This window comes from Micrococcaceae bacterium Sec5.8 (assembly GCA_039636775.1).
Lineage (GTDB): Bacteria > Actinomycetota > Actinomycetes > Actinomycetales > Micrococcaceae > Arthrobacter.
In genome coordinates this window covers 2,662,207-2,677,631 of the sequence record CP143429.1, presented here as the reverse complement: position 1 = coordinate 2,677,631, position 15,425 = coordinate 2,662,207, and the positions used below count along the sequence as shown (strand labels likewise).

Here is a 15,425-nt window from a genome sequence, read left to right as displayed (position 1 = left end):
GGTAGGCTGCGCCGCATGCTGCTAGGTGACGGTGCCGAGTTCCTTGACGTCCTGGGCTTCCATCCGGGGATCTGTCCCAAGCAGGCGGCGGAGTGAGGCGAGCCGGGCCGGTCCGGAGTCGCCCGCATGGCCGGCGGCCACCCAGGCGTCCACGCCGCAGTTGACGGCGTTGGAGTCATGTTTGCAGCCCCGCTCGCAGTCGTCCGTGCCGGGCTCAAGGTCCGGGAAGGACCGCAAAATCCGGTCCGGGTCGACGTGGGCCAGACCGAAGGAACGGATACCGGGGGTGTCGATGATCCAACTGCCCGCAGGCGCCGCGTTGACTTTGAGGGCCAGCGCGGAGGATGAGGTGTGGCGGCCGCGCCCGGTCACGGCGTTTACCCCGCCGGTGGCGCGCTCGGCGCCGGTCAAAGCGTTGACCATGGTGGACTTGCCGACGCCGGAATGGCCCAGCATGACGGTGACTTTCCCGTCGAGGTAGGCACGCAACTGGGAGACGGCGTCCTTGTCGAGGCGCGCGGACAGTCCGTCGTCGGAGCGGGCGTCGATACCGGATGCCGCGGAGTCCGCCGTCTTGGAAATGATCACCGGGAAGGCAAGGTGCTGGTAGTTGGAAAGGAGCTCGGCAGGGTCTTTGACGTCGGCCTTGGTGACCAGCAGCAGCGGTTCGATGCCGGCGTCGTACGCGGCCACGAGGGCGCGGTCGATAAACCCCGTCCTCGGCTCGGGATTGGCAGCTGCCACCACCACCACCAGCTGGTCGGCGTTGGCGACGACGGCGCGCTCGATCGGATCCGTGTCGTCTGCACTGCGCCGCAGCAGTGTCCTGCGGTCCTGGATCCGCACCAGCCGGGCCAGGGTGTCGGCTTCCCCGCTGACATCCCCGACGAGGGAGACGAAGTCGCCTGCCACGACGGGGTTGCGGCGCAGTTCCCGGGCCCGGGCGGCAATGATCTTGCGTTCCTCGGGGGTTCCTTCGGCGACGACGGCGGTGTACCGGCCGCGGTCAACGGTGATGATGCGGCCCGTGACGGCTTCCTCGTAGCTGGGTCGGTCCTTGGTGCGGGGCCGGGTGCCTTTTTTATTGGGACGGATCCGGACATCGGATTCGTCCCACGAATCAGTGCTGCGTGCCACCGTGGGCGTCCCTGTCTGTGCGGCTGGATTCAGCGGAGGAGACCTGGACGAGCATGGCGGCCCACAGTGCCGGGAAGTCCGGCATGGTCTTGGCCGTCGTGCCGATGTCCTCGACCTGGACGCCCGGTACGGCCAGGCCCAGGATGGCGCCGGCGGTGGCCATGCGGTGGTCGGCGTAGCTGTGGACCACGCCGCCATGCAGCGGCGCGGGCCGGATGAGCAGGCCGTCGGCCGTCTCCTCGGCGTCCCCGCCCAGGCGGTTGATCTCTGCGACAAGCGCGGCCAGCCGGTCTGTCTCGTGCCCGCGGAGGTGGGCAATGCCGGTCAGCTGCGAAGGTCCGCTGGCGAGGGCGCAGAGGGCGGCGACCGTCGGGGCGAGTTCGCTGGTCCCGTCGAAGTCCGCGCCCTTGATCTCCGGTCCGCCGGTGACGGCCAGGGTGCCGCCGGAGAGCGTCACCGTGGCACCCATCCTCGTGAGGATGCTGCGCCACTGATCGCCGACCTGGGTGGTCTCCAGCGGCCAGTTGGGGATGCGGACGGTGCCGCGGGTAGCGAGAGCTGCTGCCAGGAAGGGGCCGGCATTGGAAAGATCCTGTTCGATCCGGACGTCGAAGGCGCGGATCGGCCCCGGTGAGACAACCCAGTGGTTTGGGCGGGAATCATCAACAGCCACGCCGGCTCCGCGCAGCACAGCGACGGTCATGTTGATATGGTCCAGGCTGGGGACGGGTTCGCCGGGCGTTTGCGTGCTGCGGTGCTCAAGGTGCAGTCCGTCAGCAAAGCGTGCGCCGGCGAGAAGCAGGGCCGAGACAAACTGCGAGGATGCGGTGGCATCGATGACAAGGTGTCCGCCGCGCACGTCGCCGGTGCCGGCGACGGCAAACGGCAGCGAGGAGGCCCGGCCGCCGGCTGGCGCGCCGACGTGCACGCCCAGGCCGGTGAGGGCCTCGATAATCGGGCCCATGGGTCGATTGCGCGCGTGCGGATCGCCGTCGAATACGGTCACACCGCGGCGCAGGGCCGCGACGGGCGGGACGAACCGCATGACGGTCCCGGCAAGCCCGCAGTCAACCTCGGCCGGATCCGCGGACGCGTCCTGGCTGATGGGCTTGATGGTGAGATCCGGACCGAAGCCGCCGTCGCCTGGCACCTCCGTGATGGTGGCCCCGAGCCGCCGCAGTGCCTCGATCATGAGGGCGGAGTCCCGGGAGTGCAGGGGCGCCCGCAGCCGTGACGGGCCGTCGGCGAGGGCCGCCAGCACGAGGTACCGGTTGGTCAGCGACTTTGACCCGGGAAGGGTGAGCGTGGCGTCCACCGGGCGGCCGGCCAGGGGAGCCTGCCAGAGGGCGGCGTCGTCCGGGTGAACAGGGACGGCGGCAGCGTGGGGGGTGGTGCCTGCCATTGCCGCTTTAGGCTCCGACGGTGTGGTCTACGGCTTTGCGAACTGCCTTGTCGGCCTTCTTCAGCCGCTTGCCGGTGGTTTTCCTGACGTCAGCGGCGAGGTGGCCGGCGCTCTTCTTGGCATCAGCGGCGAGGTGCTCGGCGCGCCAGGCCAGGCTGGGGCGGCCGTTGGTGTCGACGGCGGCCAGCAGCACGCCGCCGGTCAGTGAGACGTTCTTGAGCAACTGCTTCCGGCGCGCATCGCGGCCCTCCTTGGACGTGATGTCCGCGCTGCGCCATTCAACGTAGCTGTTGAGGGCGGAGATGACCGCCAGGACAGTGGCGGCAAGCCGTGCCGACTTACCCAGGGCGAACAGGACGCCGGCTCCTACCTGGGTACCGCCAATAACCCGCGCGAGCACCTTCTCGTTGGTCTGGAACGGGAGGGATTCGGCCGCGCGGCGCAGAAGGGGGGAGAGCTGTGCCGCAGTGTCGTCCGCGTTCTTCAGCTTGTCCATGCCGGCGAGGACAAAGCTGGAGGCGAGCATGGGCCGGGCGAGAATGCGGACAAAGGTCATGAATTTCCTCCTGGAGAAACGAACCGCGGGTTTGATGCGGGAGAGTCGGTTCTAGTCTTGCATCTTTGTGGAATATTTGCCCGCCGGGCGGGGTTGGAAAAGGCAGGAACCAGCTGCTGAAAGCTGTCTGGATAGCGAGCGTGAGACGTGCGATGGGCCCGGGCAACGGGCCGGAACACCGCGGCCCGGCCTGAGCGGTCCGTCGTGGTGCAGGGAGGGGAAAATTTGCTTCTGGTGAAGGACGATTTGCGGCCAACGGAGCCGGCTGGACCATGGGCTGGAGCACTGCGCGGCGGGGCCACCCCCGCGCCTTCAGGTGACCGCCGGAGGGTGACAGTAGACTTGAAGGCAATGAGCACCATGGATCCGGCCGTTGCGGCCACGCACGAGGCCGTCGAAGAGACCAGCGCGAAGCAGGATGCTGCCGCCCGCGAGACAATCGTGGACGGGCAAGCACTGGACGTCACGACCGAAACCACCGAGGAGCGGCGGGTTCGGTTCGAACGCGACGCCATGCAGTATGTGGACCAGCTGTACTCCGCGGCCATGAGAATGGCCCGGAACCCCGCTGATGCCGAGGACCTGGTCCAGGAGGCGTATACCAAGGCGTTCTCCGCATTCCACCAGTACAAGCCCGGCACCAACTTAAAGGCCTGGCTGTACCGCATCCTGACGAACACGTACATCAACCTCTACCGCAAGCGTCAGCGCGAGCCGCTGCAGTCGAACTCGGACACCATCGAGGACTGGCAATTGGCCCGGGCCGAATCGCATACCTCCGCCGGGCTGCGCTCGGCGGAGGCCGAGGCGCTGGACCATCTGCCGGACTCGGACGTGAAGCGGGCCCTGCAGTCCATTCCTGAGGAATTCCGGCTGGCGGTCTACTTTGCCGACGTTGAGGGCTTCGCGTACAAAGAAATCTCAGAGATTATGAACACCCCGATCGGGACCGTCATGTCCCGGCTCCACCGGGGCCGGAAAATGCTGCGGGACATGCTCGCCGACTACGCCGCCGAGCGCGGATTCAAGGCCGCAGATACCACCGCGGCCGGAAGCAACAAACAGGAGAACAGGAAATGAGCGACTGCCAGGGACTGGGCGACTGCGACGACACCCGGATGCAACGTATCTACGAGTACCTCGACGGTGCCCTCACCCGTGAGGACATTGCCGAGATCAAGGACCACCTGGACGGCTGTCCCGAGTGCTTCGAGCAGTACGACCTCGAATGCGTCATCCGGGTCATGGTGAAGCGTTCATGTACCGAGGCCGCCCCGGAAAACCTGAAGAACTCAATCCTGGACCGCATCCACGCCAGCAATCCGGTTGAGGCCTGACGCCGCGGAACCGCCGGGCAGGGCCCCCAACAACAAATGACCCCGGAACCGTGAGGTTCCGGGGTCATTTGTCTTAAGCTGTCATTCCAAGCTTTGCTTAGGCGTTGGGGCGCTTGCCGTGGTTCGCGCCGCCACGCTTACGGTCACGACGTTTACGTGCACGCTTGCTCATAGCTGGCCTCCTTAATTTCTGGTACTCAAAAGAGCTGCCCTCAAGTCTCCCACATCGGAACACCTGCTGCGAACTGGCGGGGCGGCAGGGGTCCGAACGGGTACATCAAGCGCAGGCCTAGTCCAGGGAATTCCGGATGGAGATCCTGGCCTGGTCCAACACCGTCTTGACGGTCTCCAGGGTCACGGCCGTGATCGGGCGCTGGCCGCCATGGCGCCGCAGCTCCACCCGGACGTCGTCGCGGAAAGCCTGCACCAGCATCTCCGCCTCCCGCAGCCGGTTATCGCCCTCCTGCGAATACCGTTGGCCGGCGAGGGCGGCGACAGTCGATCCGGCCGCCCGGGCCGAGGACCGCGCCGCCTCGGCTGTCGCGGCCAGATCAGCGCGCAGGCCGCGCATATTGACCTTGATGTCCTGCCGCAGGTTGTCAGCGAGGCGGCGGACCGATGCGGAGATGTCATTTTCCACACCGGCCAGGTCATCGCGCCTGCGCTCGAGCTCCACCAGCCCGCGCGCTGTAATGCTGTAGTAGGTCCGGCGCCCCTCGGAGTGGGTGGCGACGAGACCTTCCTCCTCAAGCTTGGCCAGCCGCGGGTAGATGGTGCCTGCGCTGGGGGAGTAGGTGCCACCGAAGCGTTCGCTGAGTGCTTTGATAAGTTCGTAGCCGTGCTTGGGACCCGGCTCCAGCAGGGCAAGCAGATAGAGCCGCAGCGCCCCGTGGGCGAAGACCGGAGGCATCAGAGTCCTTCGGTGGTATTCGTGTCAGGCGGACCGTGGAAGATCGACGTCTTCCCTGACACGGTATTTGTCCGGACCAGCATGAGCTGGGCGTCCGGGCCCGTAATGGTTTGGACGGTGCCGCCGGTCTGTTTGTAGCTCTGGTTGTCCAGGACGACGGCGCCGCTGGCAGACTTGGCGATGATGTCCACGCCGACGTCGTGCGGCAGGCGGATGGTGACATCCCCTGATACTGAGTTGGCGCCGAAGTCCTGGGTGAAGCCGTGCAGGTCGAAGCTGAGGTCGCCACTGACGGTGTTGGCGCGGATATTGCTGAAATCCCCGGAGGCCGTGACCTCGCCCGAGACGCTTTTGGCTGTCAGGACACCGTGGTGGTTGCGGGCGATCACTTCGCCGCTGACGGTGTTGACGGACAGGTTGCCGGAGGTGCCGTCGGCCAGGACGGAACCGGAGACTGTGTTGAGGCGGATGTAACCGCCCAACCCGGATACCATGCCGTCGCCGCTGACCGTGCCCGCCTCGACTTCGACGCCGGCCGGCAGGGCGATGCTGATGATCACCGAGTTGCTGCTGCTGTTGTTGACGGTACCCATGAGATTCTTGAACCAGCCTTGCGGCCCGTGCAGCTGGTGCCGCACCTCAAGGCGTCCGTTGACCAGGCTGATCGCCAGCGGATCGCCGTGGACCTCGGACACCTCGATCCGGGCGACGGCGTCATCGTGGCTGACGATGTCGAAGCGGCCCCTGACGATGCCAAGCTTCAGCGCGCTGACGCCGTCGACGTCGATGGTCTGCGGGCCGGTGACGGTCCAGGTGTTCTCTTCCATGGTTCCTCCAGGAGGCGGTGCGCTCTGGTCACCTTTGCGATATAGCGTGACTATACTGTCACGCTATATCGTCCAACCCGCACGGTCAAGATATATCGCGTATTCGCCGGACCCTCCGGTGCCGCGGACCGGCTTACTCCGGAGCGTCGACCTTCAGCCATTGGAACCAGCCGCGGTGCAGCACAAGCCAGGCCATCAAACCGTAGCCGGCCTGGCCGGGGGTGCCGCCGTTGGCAGCGAGGTCCTGGCGCCACTGCTCGTGGTTCAGCAGCGGTGAGAAGGTATCGACGTAGAGGTGCTTGCGCCGGGTGGTGACGTCCGCGAAAGCGGTGTTGAGCTCTCCGAGCCGGCGGTTGTGGGCAGGGTCAAGCGTCGGGGGCGGGCCCACGACGAACACTTCAATCCTGTTTTGCGACGCGGAATCCAGGATGTTGGCGAGGTTGAGGCGGCTGCGGGCCGTGGAAAGGCCAAACTCGACATCGCGGCCGGAGAGGCCGACCACCAGGCGGTTCTCGCTGTGATCGCTGAAGCGCCGTCCGGCTTCCTCGAACCAGCGGGCGGCCAGGCCCTCGGTGCCTTCCTGCGGGCAGGGCAGGGGGTAGCACTCCAGGGACAGGGCGTCCTGCGGGGTGCGGGCCAGGACGCGGCCCAGCCAGCCCAGCGCACGGGGGTCCCCCAGCCCGGCCAGTACCTCATCGCCTACGGCTACGATCCGCAGCTTCCGATCTTCCACAACTACCTCTTCACTTCTAAGCGTTTCAATAAACCGTTCCCGCAACGATCAACAATGGGGGAACTCTGCCGGTTAAACAACGGTGCCCGGCCGGAGTCGCATGTTTCCATCTCCGGCCGGGCACCGTAGGCCCTACTTCCGTGCGAACGCCTGCTTGAGCAGCGTGTCCTGCTCCGCTGCGTGGCGTTTCATCGATCCCGCCGCGGTGGACGCCGAGGCGGAACGGGAAACGAGGCGGACACGGCGGTCCAGGGCGTCCGGAAGGGTGAGGCCGATAAACGGCCACGGGCCCTGGTTCGCGGGCTCGTCCTGCGCCCAGACAACGTCCGCATTCGGGTACTTGGCCAGCTCTGCGGCGATCTCGGCAGCCGGCAGCGGGTACAGCTGCTCGACCCTGACGATAGCCGTCGTCTTGTCCCCGGTCTTCTGCCGGGTGGACAGCAGGTCGTAGTACAGGCGGCCCGAAACCAGCAGGACACGTTCCACCGTTTCAGACTGCAGCTGCTCGTGCTCCGGGATGACGGGCAGGAAGGTGCCGGTGGTGAAGTCCTCGACGGACGACGCGGCGGCCTTCAACCGGAGCAGCTGCTTGGGCGTGAACACGATGAGCGGCTTCCGCGGCCGGTTGTACGCCTGGCGGCGCAGCAAGTGGAAGTGTGACGCCGAGGTGGTGGGGTTGGCCACGATCATGTTTTCTTCCGCGCACATCTGCAGGAAGCGTTCGATCCGGGCGGAGGAGTGGTCCGGGCCCTGGCCTTCGTAGCCGTGCGGAAGCATGAGTACCAGCGAGGAACGCTGGCCCCACTTCTGCTCGGCGGAGGAGATGAACTCATCGATAATGGTCTGCGCGCCGTTGACGAAGTCACCAAATTGCGCTTCCCACAGCACCAGGGCATCCGGGCGCTCCACCGAGTAGCCGTATTCAAAGCCCATGGCCGCGTATTCGGAGAGCAGGGAATCGTAGATCGACAGCTTTGCCTGGTCGTCGGAGAGGTGTTCCAACGGCAGCCACTCGTCGCCGTTGGCGCGGTCGTGGAAGACGGCGTGGCGCTGCACGAAGGTGCCGCGGCGCGAGTCCTGGCCGGCGAGCCGGACAGGGACGCCTTCCATGACGAGCGAACCGAAGGCCGCGAGCTCACCGAAGCCCCAGTCAATGCCGCCTTCACGGGACATGACGTCGCGCTTTTCCAGCAGCTGCTTGAGCTTGGCGTGGACCGTGAAACCATCCGGAATGTCGGTGTGGGCCTTGCCGATGCGGGCGAGCGTCTCGGCCGAAATCGCAGTGGACACCGCAGCGCCGATCATCGAATCGGTCTGCTGGGACTTGGGGCGCTCAAGATCGGAGACGGCCGCAGAATCGGCCGTGATGACCGGGATCGGGGAGGTCTGCGCGGCATGGGTTTCCGCAAAGACCCGTTCCAGCCGTTCCTGGTAGTCGCGCAGCAGCTGTTCGGCTTCCTCTTCGGTGATGTCGCCGCGGCCGATCAACGATTCGGTGTACAGCTTGCGGACTGATCGCTTGGCTTCAATCAGGTTGTACATCAGCGGCTGGGTCATCGAGGGGTCATCACCCTCGTTGTGGCCGCGGCGGCGGTAGCAGACCATGTCGATGACGACGTCCTTATGGAACCGCTGGCGGAATTCGTAGGCAAGTTGCCCAATGCGGACCACGGCCTCGGGGTCATCGCCGTTGACGTGGAACACCGGTGCCTGGATCATCTTCGCGACGTCCGTGGAGTAGGTGGAGGAACGCGACGATGACGGGGCGGTGGTGAAACCGACCTGGTTGTTGACGACGACGTGGATGGTGCCGCCGGTCCGGTAGCCACGCAGCTGGGAGAGGTTAAGCGTTTCGGCTACTACGCCTTGTCCGGCGAAGGCGGCGTCGCCGTGGACCATGATCGGAAGTACGGGGAACGCTTCGCCCTGGTTCAGGAGGTCCTGCTTGGCGCGGACGATGCCTTCAAGCACGGAGTCCACGGCCTCGAGGTGGGACGGGTTGGCGGCGAGGTAGACCTTGGTCTGCTTGCCGTTGTCCGAGGTAAACGTACCCTCGGTGCCGAGGTGGTACTTCACGTCACCGGAGCCCTGGACGGAGCGCGGATCCTGGGTGCCCTCAAATTCGCGGAAGACCTGGGCGTAGGTCTTGCCGGCGATGTTGGTGAGCACGTTCAGCCGGCCGCGGTGGGCCATGCCAATCGCCACTTCGTCGAGTTCGTCGTCGGCCGCGTCGGAGATGATGGCGTCCAGCAGCGGAATCAGGGACTCGCCGCCCTCCAGCGAGAAGCGCTTCTGGCCGACGAACTTCGTCTGCAGGAAGGTCTCGAAGGCTTCGGCGGCGTTGAGCTTGGAGACAATGCGGAGCTGCTCGTCGCGGCTCGGCTTGGAGTACGGGTGCTCCAGCTGGTCCTGGAACCATTTGCGCTCTTCGGGGTCCTGGATGTGCATGTACTCGATGCCGGTGGTGCGGCAGTAGGCGTCGCGGAGAACACCGAGGATGTCGCGGAAGGCCAGCATGGGCTTGCCGCCAAAACCGCCGGTGGGCCATTCGCGGTCCAGGTCCCACAGTGTCAGGCCGTAGGTCAGGACGTCGAGGTCCGGGTGCTTGCGTTGGACGTACTCCAGCGGATCGGTGTCCGCCATGAGGTGGCCGCGGACGCGGTAGGCGTGGATCAGCTGCTGGATCCGGGCGACCTTGTTGATTTCGTCGGCCGGATCCACCTGCAGGTCCGGACTCCAGCGCACGGGCTCGTACGGGATGCGCAGGGACTCAAAGATTTCATCGTAGAAGTTCTGCGCGCCCAGCAGCAGCTGGTGGACCAGCTTGAGGAACTCACCGCTGCCGGCGCCCTGGATGACCCGGTGGTCATAGGTGGAGGTCAGCGTGAGCACTTTGCTGATGGCGTTCTGGGCGATGATCTTTGCGCTGGCACCCTGGAATTCCGCCGGGTAGTCCAGTGCGCCGACGCCGATGATGGCGGCCTGGCCCTTGGACAGGCGGGGCACCGAGTGCACGGTTCCGATGCCGCCGGGGTTGGTCAACGACACCGTGGTGCCGGAGTGGTCATCAGCGGTCAGCTTGCCGGCACGGGCACGCTTGATCAGGTCCTCGTAGGTGTGCCAGAACTCGGAGAAGTTCAGCGTCTCCGCCTTCTTGATGTTCGGCACCATGAGCAGGCGGCTGCCGTCGGGCTTGGGCATGTCAATGGCGATGCCGAAGTTCACGTGCGCCGGCTGGACAGCGACCGGCTTGCCATCGACCTCGTCGTAGTAGACGTTCATCGAAGGGAACTGGGCCAGGGCACGGATGACGGCGTAGCCGATCAGGTGCGTAAAGGAAACCTTGCCGCCGCGGGCGCGGGCCAGGTTGGAGTTGATGACCACCCGGTTATCGATCAGGAGCTTGGCGGGAATGGCCCGCACGCTGGTGGCGGTGGGCACCTCCAGGCTGGTGATCATGTTGGTGGCGATTGCCTTGGCCGGGCCGCGGAGGACGGACACGACGTCTTCTTCGGGGGCGGTGGGGGCCTTGATGTTCTTGGGCAGCTGGGCTGGAATCGGCGCTGCGCCCGGTCCGGCTTCGGACGTCTTGGAGCCGTCGCGGGCAACAGTGGCCGGGGCCTTCTTGGCAGCAGGAGCAGGGGGTGCGGCGGGAGCAGGAGCCGCAGCAGGGGTTGGTGCCGGCGCCGGCGGCTGCGCTGCCGCCGGAGGGATAACAGGGAGTTCACGGGTGGAGGGCTGCGCAACTGTCGCTGCGCCTGAGGCTCCGTTGGACGAGGAATTGTCGTCGGCGCCGAAGGATTCGAACAGCGGCCACCACTTGGCGTCCACCGTGTTCTTGTCCTGCTGGTACCGCTCGTACAGTTCGTCCACGAGCCACTCGTTTCCGCCAAATTCCTCGGGTAGACGGTGGCTAGGCTGCTCTGGCACTTGAATTACGCCTCTTCCATGAGTTTGATTCCCACTGGTGTTCCGGTGCCTCAGCACAACGATCTGACCAGTCTCCGCGTCCAGTGAACCCAGACCTCTGCCAGTCTAGTGACGATCCTTGCCAAACCGCCAATAAGGGTGACTCAAATCATCGAGTCGCCTCCACACGCCCCGGCAGCGCCGGATCGGGTGCCGCCGGAGTGACCACCGCGTACCGCCGGAAGGCTGCCGGGGGCGCGCCGGGCGGCGTTCGGAACCGCCGCCGGTTACGCGGCCGGGCCTGTCCGGCGGCGGGCGGAAGCGTGGCTAGACTCGCACTGAGAACCCGTGGGGCACCGCAGTGCCCGTTTCCCAGTGCCAACCTAAAGGAGCAGCCGTGCGTTTCCTGACCGAGCCCACCACCGACCTGACCTACTCGGACCTCTTCCTTGTACCGTCCCGTTCCGACGTCACCTCCCGGCTGGATGTGGATCTGTCGGCAGATGACGGAACAGGCTCGGCGATTCCCTTGGTTGCGGCCAACATGACGGCGGTGACCGGCAAACGCATGGCGGAGACGATGGCACGCCGCGGGGGCCTGGCGGTCCTGCCGCAGGACGTGCCGCTGAATGTGATCCGCGACGTGACGGCGTGGATCAAGACCCGGCACCCCGTGGTGGAAACACCGGTCACCCTCTCGCCGGCCAGTACGGTCATCGATGCCCTGCACCTGATGGGCAAGCGTCCGCACGGGGCGGTCATGGTTGTGGATGACACGGGAGCTGTAGCCGGCATCGTGCGCGCTGCGGACTGCGAAGGCCAGGACCGGTTCGCGTCCCTGGCCGCCGTGATGCGCGTCCAGCCGCTGGTACTGGATGCCGAATTGCTCGAGGCTGCCAACGACGGCGGTTCCGGCACCGGCCTGCGCCGTGCCTTTGAGGCGATGGACGCTGCCGGGACCGACTTTGTGCCGGTGCAGCGGGACGGGGCGCTGGCTGGAGTCCTGACCAGGAAGGGAGCCCTGCGCTCCACTCTTTACCGGCCGTCGCTGGATCCTGCCGGCCGGCTCAAGGTTGCCGCCGCTGTCGGGATCAATGGCGACGTTGCAGGACGTGCCGCGGAACTCCTGGCCGCCGGGGTGGACGTGCTGGTCCTCGACACCGCGCACGGCCACCAGCAAAAGATGTTCGATGCGCTGGCCGCCGTGAAGGGCCTCAACCCCGGCGTGCCGGTGGTGGCAGGGAACGTGGTGACTGCAGATGCCACCCGCGAACTCATCCAGGCCGGCGCGGACATCGTCAAGGTAGGCGTGGGACCCGGTGCCATGTGCACCACGCGCATGATGACTGCCGTGGGGCGTCCGCAGTTCTCCGCCGTGCTGGAATGCTCGGCGGCGGCCAGGTCGGCCGGCGGGCGGGTCTGGGCCGACGGCGGCGTCCGTTATCCGCGCGATGTCGCGCTGGCCCTGGCTGCCGGGGCCAGCCAGGTGATGATCGGGTCCTGGTTTGCCGGGACGCATGAGAGCCCGGGGGACCTGCAACAGGACGCCGGCGGCCGGTATTACAAGGAAAGCTTCGGCATGGCGTCCGCCCGGGCCGTACAAAACCGCAACCAGCGTGAGGGAGCCTTCGAAAAAGACCGCAAGGCGCTGTTCGAGGAAGGCATTTCCACCTCCCGGATGTTCATCGATCCGGTCCGCCCCGGCGTCGAGGATCTGTTGGACATGATCACCGCGGGCCTGCGCAGTTCCATGAGCTACGCAGGAGCGGCGGATCTCGCTTCGTTCCGGGAGCGCGCCGTGGCGGGTATCCAGTCCGCAGCCGGTTACGAGGAGGGCCGTCCTGTCCCGCAGAGCTGGTAGCCGGTGCTCCTGTAGACTGAATTTCTTATGGACAGTAATTCTAGGTGCCGGCCTGGGGGCTGTCAGCGGGGAATGGAAACACTTCCCGCGCAGTCCACCCGAAGAGCCGGCAAACCCCGTTCACGCGCCCATCATTCTCCGGTAACCCGCCAGCAGACTGCCCCTGCGGGATCCGGAGCCTTCCAGGAACCGGGCTCGGCTGCTGCCGACCATCCTCCGCCGGGCCGCCGCCGCGCCGCCCCGGAAGCAGGCTGCTAAATGGAGTGGTTACTTCTCCTGGCGGGCCTGCTGCTCATTCTCGGAACGGGCTTTTTCGTAGCCGTCGAATTCTCCCTCGTAGCCCTTGACCAGGCCTCCGTCCAACGGGCGGTGGACGATGGCGATACCGCTGCCGCGCCCCTCCTGAAATGCCTCAAGTCCCTGTCCACGCAACTCTCCAGTTGCCAGCTGGGCATCACTATCACCACCCTCCTCACGGGCTACGTCATGGAGCCCTCGGTCGGCAAGCTGCTCGAAGGCCCCCTGGCCATCATCGGCGTGCCGGCCGCCGCGATCTCCTCGATCTCCCTGGTCCTCGCGATGGCCCTCGCGACGCTCCTGTCCATGCTGATCGGCGAACTGGTCCCGAAAAACATGGCCATCGCGCTGTCCTTCGAGGTGGGCAAGGCACTGGCCCGCCCGCAACTGATGTTCACAGCGATCTTCCGGCCCGCCATCGTGGTCCTCAACGGCTTCTCCAACAAGGTGCTCAACATCTTCGGCCTGGAAGCCAAAGAGGAGATTTCCGGGGCGCGGACTCCGGCCGAACTTGCCTCCCTGGTGCGTCGTTCCGCCGCGATGGGAACCCTTGACGTCGGCACCGCCAACTTCATCGCCCGGACGCTCAAGTTTTCAGGACGGACAGCGGCGGATGTCATGACGCCCCGCATCCGGGTCGAGACCATCGACGGCGACCAGCCGGTGTCTGACATTGTCGAGGCAGCCCGGCGCACCGGATATTCGCGCTTCCCCGTCATTGGAGAATCCTCGGACGACATCCGTGGCGTGGTGCACATCAAGAAGGCAATTGCGGTTCCCTCGGACCGGCGCGCCAAGCTCGAGGCCGGCGCCATCATGACCGATGTGCTCCGCGTGCCGGAAACCATCCACCTTGACGCCCTGCTGGCGGAACTGCGCGAAGGCAACCTTCAGCTTGCCGTCGTCCTGGACGAGTACGGCGGAACCGCCGGCATTGCCACCCTTGAGGATCTCGTTGAGGAAATCGTCGGGGAAGTGGCCGATGAACACGACAAGGTCCGGCCCGGGTTGCTGCAGAGCGCCTCGGGTGACTGGTACTTCCCGGGGCTTTTGCGCCCCGACGAACTCTCTGAACAGATCCCGGGCCTGACCGTGCCCGATGAGTCTGCCTATGAAACGGTGGGAGGCTACGTCATGAGCAAATTGGGCCGGATCGCCACGGTGGGGGACACCGTCGACGTCGTCGGCGGCACCCTGGCCGTGACCCGCATGGATGGCCGGCGAATCGACAGGATCTGCTTCAAGCCCGTCGTCATGCATTCCGACGAGCACGCCAACGGCAGGGTCGGTGCAGCATGAGCGACTGGGCAGGAATTCTCTGGCTAGTGGTGCTGCTGCTCGGCAACGCCTTCTTCGTCGGGGCGGAGTTCGCGGTCATGTCCGCCCGGCGCAGCCAGATCGAGCCGCTCGCCGAGGCGGGATCCAAACGCGCGCAAACCACCTTGCGGGCCATGGAAAACGTTTCACTGATGCTGGCCTGCGCGCAGCTCGGCATCACCGTTTGCTCCCTGCTGATCCTGCAGGTGGCCGAGCCGGCCATCCACCACCTGCTGGCTGTTCCGCTCGGGGCTGTAGGCATTCCGGTGGAGATCGCGGACATCGCCGCGTTCGCCGTCGCCCTACTGGTGGTCACGTTCCTGCACGTCACCATCGGTGAAATGGTCCCCAAGAACATTTCGGTATCGGTTGCGGACAAGGCAGCCCTGTTGCTGGCGCCGCCGCTGATGTTCATTGCCCGCCTGGTGAAGCCGGTCATCGTGGCCCTCAACTGGGCAGCGAACCACATCCTGAAACTGATGCGGATCGAGCCGAAGGATGAAGTCACGTCGTCCTTCACCCTGGAGGAAGTGCAGTCGATCGTGCAGGAGTCCACCCGCCACGGGCTGGTGGACGACGACGCCGGACTGATCACCGGAGCCCTGGAGTTCTCCGAACACACCGCCTCCGAGGTCATGGTCCCGCTCGACAAACTCGTCATGCTGAAAGCCAACACCTCACCAGTGGAATTCGAAAAGGCTGTGAGCCGCACCGGATTTTCCCGCTTTCCGATGCTTGACGACGACGGCATGCTCTCCGGTTACCTGCACATCAAGGACGTGCTCTCCATTCCGGACGCCGCGTACCACCAGCCGGTCGCCGAGAGCCACATCCGCTCCCTGGCGAACCTGGCGATGGATGATGAAATTGAGAAGGCCATGTCCGTTATGCAGCGGACCGGCTCACACCTGGCCCGCGTGATCGGCCCGGACGGCCTCACCCAGGGCGTTTTGTTCCTCGAGGATGTCATTGAACAACTTGTCGGAGAGATCCGCGACGCCACCCAGGCGACTGGCTACCGGAGGCTGGGCCAGGATCAGCAGTAACAGGATCAGCAGATGCCATGACCGGCGGAACCAGGTTCTGCTGTTAAGCGGATCCGCGCGAAGAGCACCAGGAACAGCCACAGGGTAGCCCTA

At 65.8% G+C, this 15,425-nt stretch carries 12 protein-coding genes; 5 read left to right on the top strand and 7 right to left on the bottom strand.

Annotated elements, in window-relative coordinates; all coding sequences use genetic code 11:
* Nucleotides 1-21: 21 nt before the first annotated feature.
* From VUN84_12295 to VUN84_12285, 3 genes are read right to left on the bottom strand one after another with little or no spacing between them, the layout of a single operon-like run.
* A complete protein-coding gene (locus VUN84_12295) occupies nt 22-1,137 on the bottom strand; it encodes a ribosome small subunit-dependent GTPase A (GenBank protein ID XAS63087.1) in 1,116 nt (371 codons plus the stop codon).
* Entirely contained in the window at nt 1,121-2,539 is a 1,419-nt protein-coding gene (gene aroA, locus VUN84_12290) for a 3-phosphoshikimate 1-carboxyvinyltransferase (protein XAS63086.1), read from the bottom strand. Before aroA ends, VUN84_12295 begins: the two co-directional genes overlap by 17 nt.
* A gap of 7 nt (nt 2,540-2,546) precedes the next feature.
* Entirely contained in the window at nt 2,547-3,095 is a 549-nt protein-coding gene (locus VUN84_12285; GenBank protein XAS63085.1) for a DoxX family protein, read from the bottom strand.
* A gap of 351 nt (nt 3,096-3,446) precedes the next feature.
* Between VUN84_12285 and VUN84_12280 the strand changes: the two genes are divergently transcribed.
* Nucleotides 3,447-4,175 (top strand): sigma-70 family RNA polymerase sigma factor, encoded by a 729-nt coding sequence (locus tag VUN84_12280; GenBank protein ID XAS63084.1) that lies wholly within the window; start codon nt 3,447-3,449, stop codon nt 4,173-4,175.
* Nucleotides 4,172-4,432 carry a mycothiol system anti-sigma-R factor gene (rsrA, locus tag VUN84_12275; protein ID XAS63083.1) on the top strand — a complete coding sequence of 87 codons (261 nt, stop codon included), beginning with the start codon at nt 4,172-4,174 and terminating at the stop codon, nt 4,430-4,432. Before VUN84_12280 ends, rsrA begins: the two co-directional genes overlap by 4 nt.
* A gap of 289 nt (nt 4,433-4,721) precedes the next feature.
* Here the strand turns inward: rsrA and VUN84_12270 are convergent, their stop codons facing one another.
* The 4 genes from VUN84_12270 to VUN84_12255 form a co-directional block, all read right to left on the bottom strand.
* Nucleotides 4,722-5,342 carry a PadR family transcriptional regulator gene (locus tag VUN84_12270; GenBank protein XAS63082.1) on the bottom strand — a complete coding sequence of 207 codons (621 nt, stop codon included), beginning with the start codon at nt 5,340-5,342 and terminating at the stop codon, nt 4,722-4,724.
* Nucleotides 5,342-6,169, bottom strand: coding sequence for a DUF4097 family beta strand repeat-containing protein (locus tag VUN84_12265; protein ID XAS63081.1), 828 nt, complete (start codon nt 6,167-6,169; stop codon nt 5,342-5,344). The genes VUN84_12270 and VUN84_12265 overlap by 1 nt, the downstream gene beginning before the upstream one ends.
* A gap of 133 nt (nt 6,170-6,302) precedes the next feature.
* On the bottom strand, nt 6,303-6,902 hold the full coding sequence (locus VUN84_12260) for a GDSL-type esterase/lipase family protein (GenBank protein XAS63080.1): 600 nt from the start codon (nt 6,900-6,902) through the stop codon (nt 6,303-6,305).
* 132 nt (nt 6,903-7,034) lie between these two features.
* Nucleotides 7,035-10,832 (bottom strand): multifunctional oxoglutarate decarboxylase/oxoglutarate dehydrogenase thiamine pyrophosphate-binding subunit/dihydrolipoyllysine-residue succinyltransferase subunit, encoded by a 3,798-nt coding sequence (locus tag VUN84_12255; GenBank protein ID XAS63079.1) that lies wholly within the window; start codon nt 10,830-10,832, stop codon nt 7,035-7,037.
* A gap of 376 nt (nt 10,833-11,208) precedes the next feature.
* Here VUN84_12255 and VUN84_12250 point away from each other — a divergent pair, with 376 nt between their 5' ends.
* The 3 genes from VUN84_12250 (at nt 11,209) to VUN84_12240 (ending at nt 15,332) form a co-directional block, all read left to right on the top strand.
* Nucleotides 11,209-12,672, top strand: coding sequence for a GuaB1 family IMP dehydrogenase-related protein (locus VUN84_12250; protein ID XAS63078.1), 1,464 nt, complete (start codon nt 11,209-11,211; stop codon nt 12,670-12,672).
* A 258-nt stretch (nt 12,673-12,930) separates the two neighbouring features.
* On the top strand, nt 12,931-14,268 hold the full coding sequence (locus VUN84_12245) for a hemolysin family protein (protein ID XAS63077.1): 1,338 nt from the start codon (nt 12,931-12,933) through the stop codon (nt 14,266-14,268).
* Nucleotides 14,265-15,332 carry a hemolysin family protein gene (locus tag VUN84_12240; GenBank protein XAS63076.1) on the top strand — a complete coding sequence of 356 codons (1,068 nt, stop codon included), beginning with the start codon at nt 14,265-14,267 and terminating at the stop codon, nt 15,330-15,332. The genes VUN84_12245 and VUN84_12240 overlap by 4 nt, the downstream gene beginning before the upstream one ends.
* Nucleotides 15,333-15,425 lie beyond the last annotated feature (93 nt).

What these genes read in the sequence shown, in the direction of transcription:
- aroA (XAS63086.1), bottom strand. Translation starts at nt 2,539, where the DNA reads ATGGCAGGCACCACCCCCCACGCTGCCGCCGTCCCTGTTCACCCGGAC.
- VUN84_12285 (XAS63085.1), bottom strand. Translation starts at nt 3,095, where the DNA reads ATGACCTTTGTCCGCATTCTCGCCCGGCCCATGCTCGCCTCCAGCTTT.
- VUN84_12280 (XAS63084.1), top strand. Translation starts at nt 3,447, where the DNA reads ATGAGCACCATGGATCCGGCCGTTGCGGCCACGCACGAGGCCGTCGAA.
- rsrA (XAS63083.1), top strand. Translation starts at nt 4,172, where the DNA reads ATGAGCGACTGCCAGGGACTGGGCGACTGCGACGACACCCGGATGCAA.
- VUN84_12270 (XAS63082.1), bottom strand. Translation starts at nt 5,342, where the DNA reads ATGCCTCCGGTCTTCGCCCACGGGGCGCTGCGGCTCTATCTGCTTGCC.
- VUN84_12265 (XAS63081.1), bottom strand. Translation starts at nt 6,169, where the DNA reads ATGGAAGAGAACACCTGGACCGTCACCGGCCCGCAGACCATCGACGTC.
- VUN84_12245 (XAS63077.1), top strand. Translation starts at nt 12,931, where the DNA reads ATGGAGTGGTTACTTCTCCTGGCGGGCCTGCTGCTCATTCTCGGAACG.
- VUN84_12240 (XAS63076.1), top strand. Translation starts at nt 14,265, where the DNA reads ATGAGCGACTGGGCAGGAATTCTCTGGCTAGTGGTGCTGCTGCTCGGC.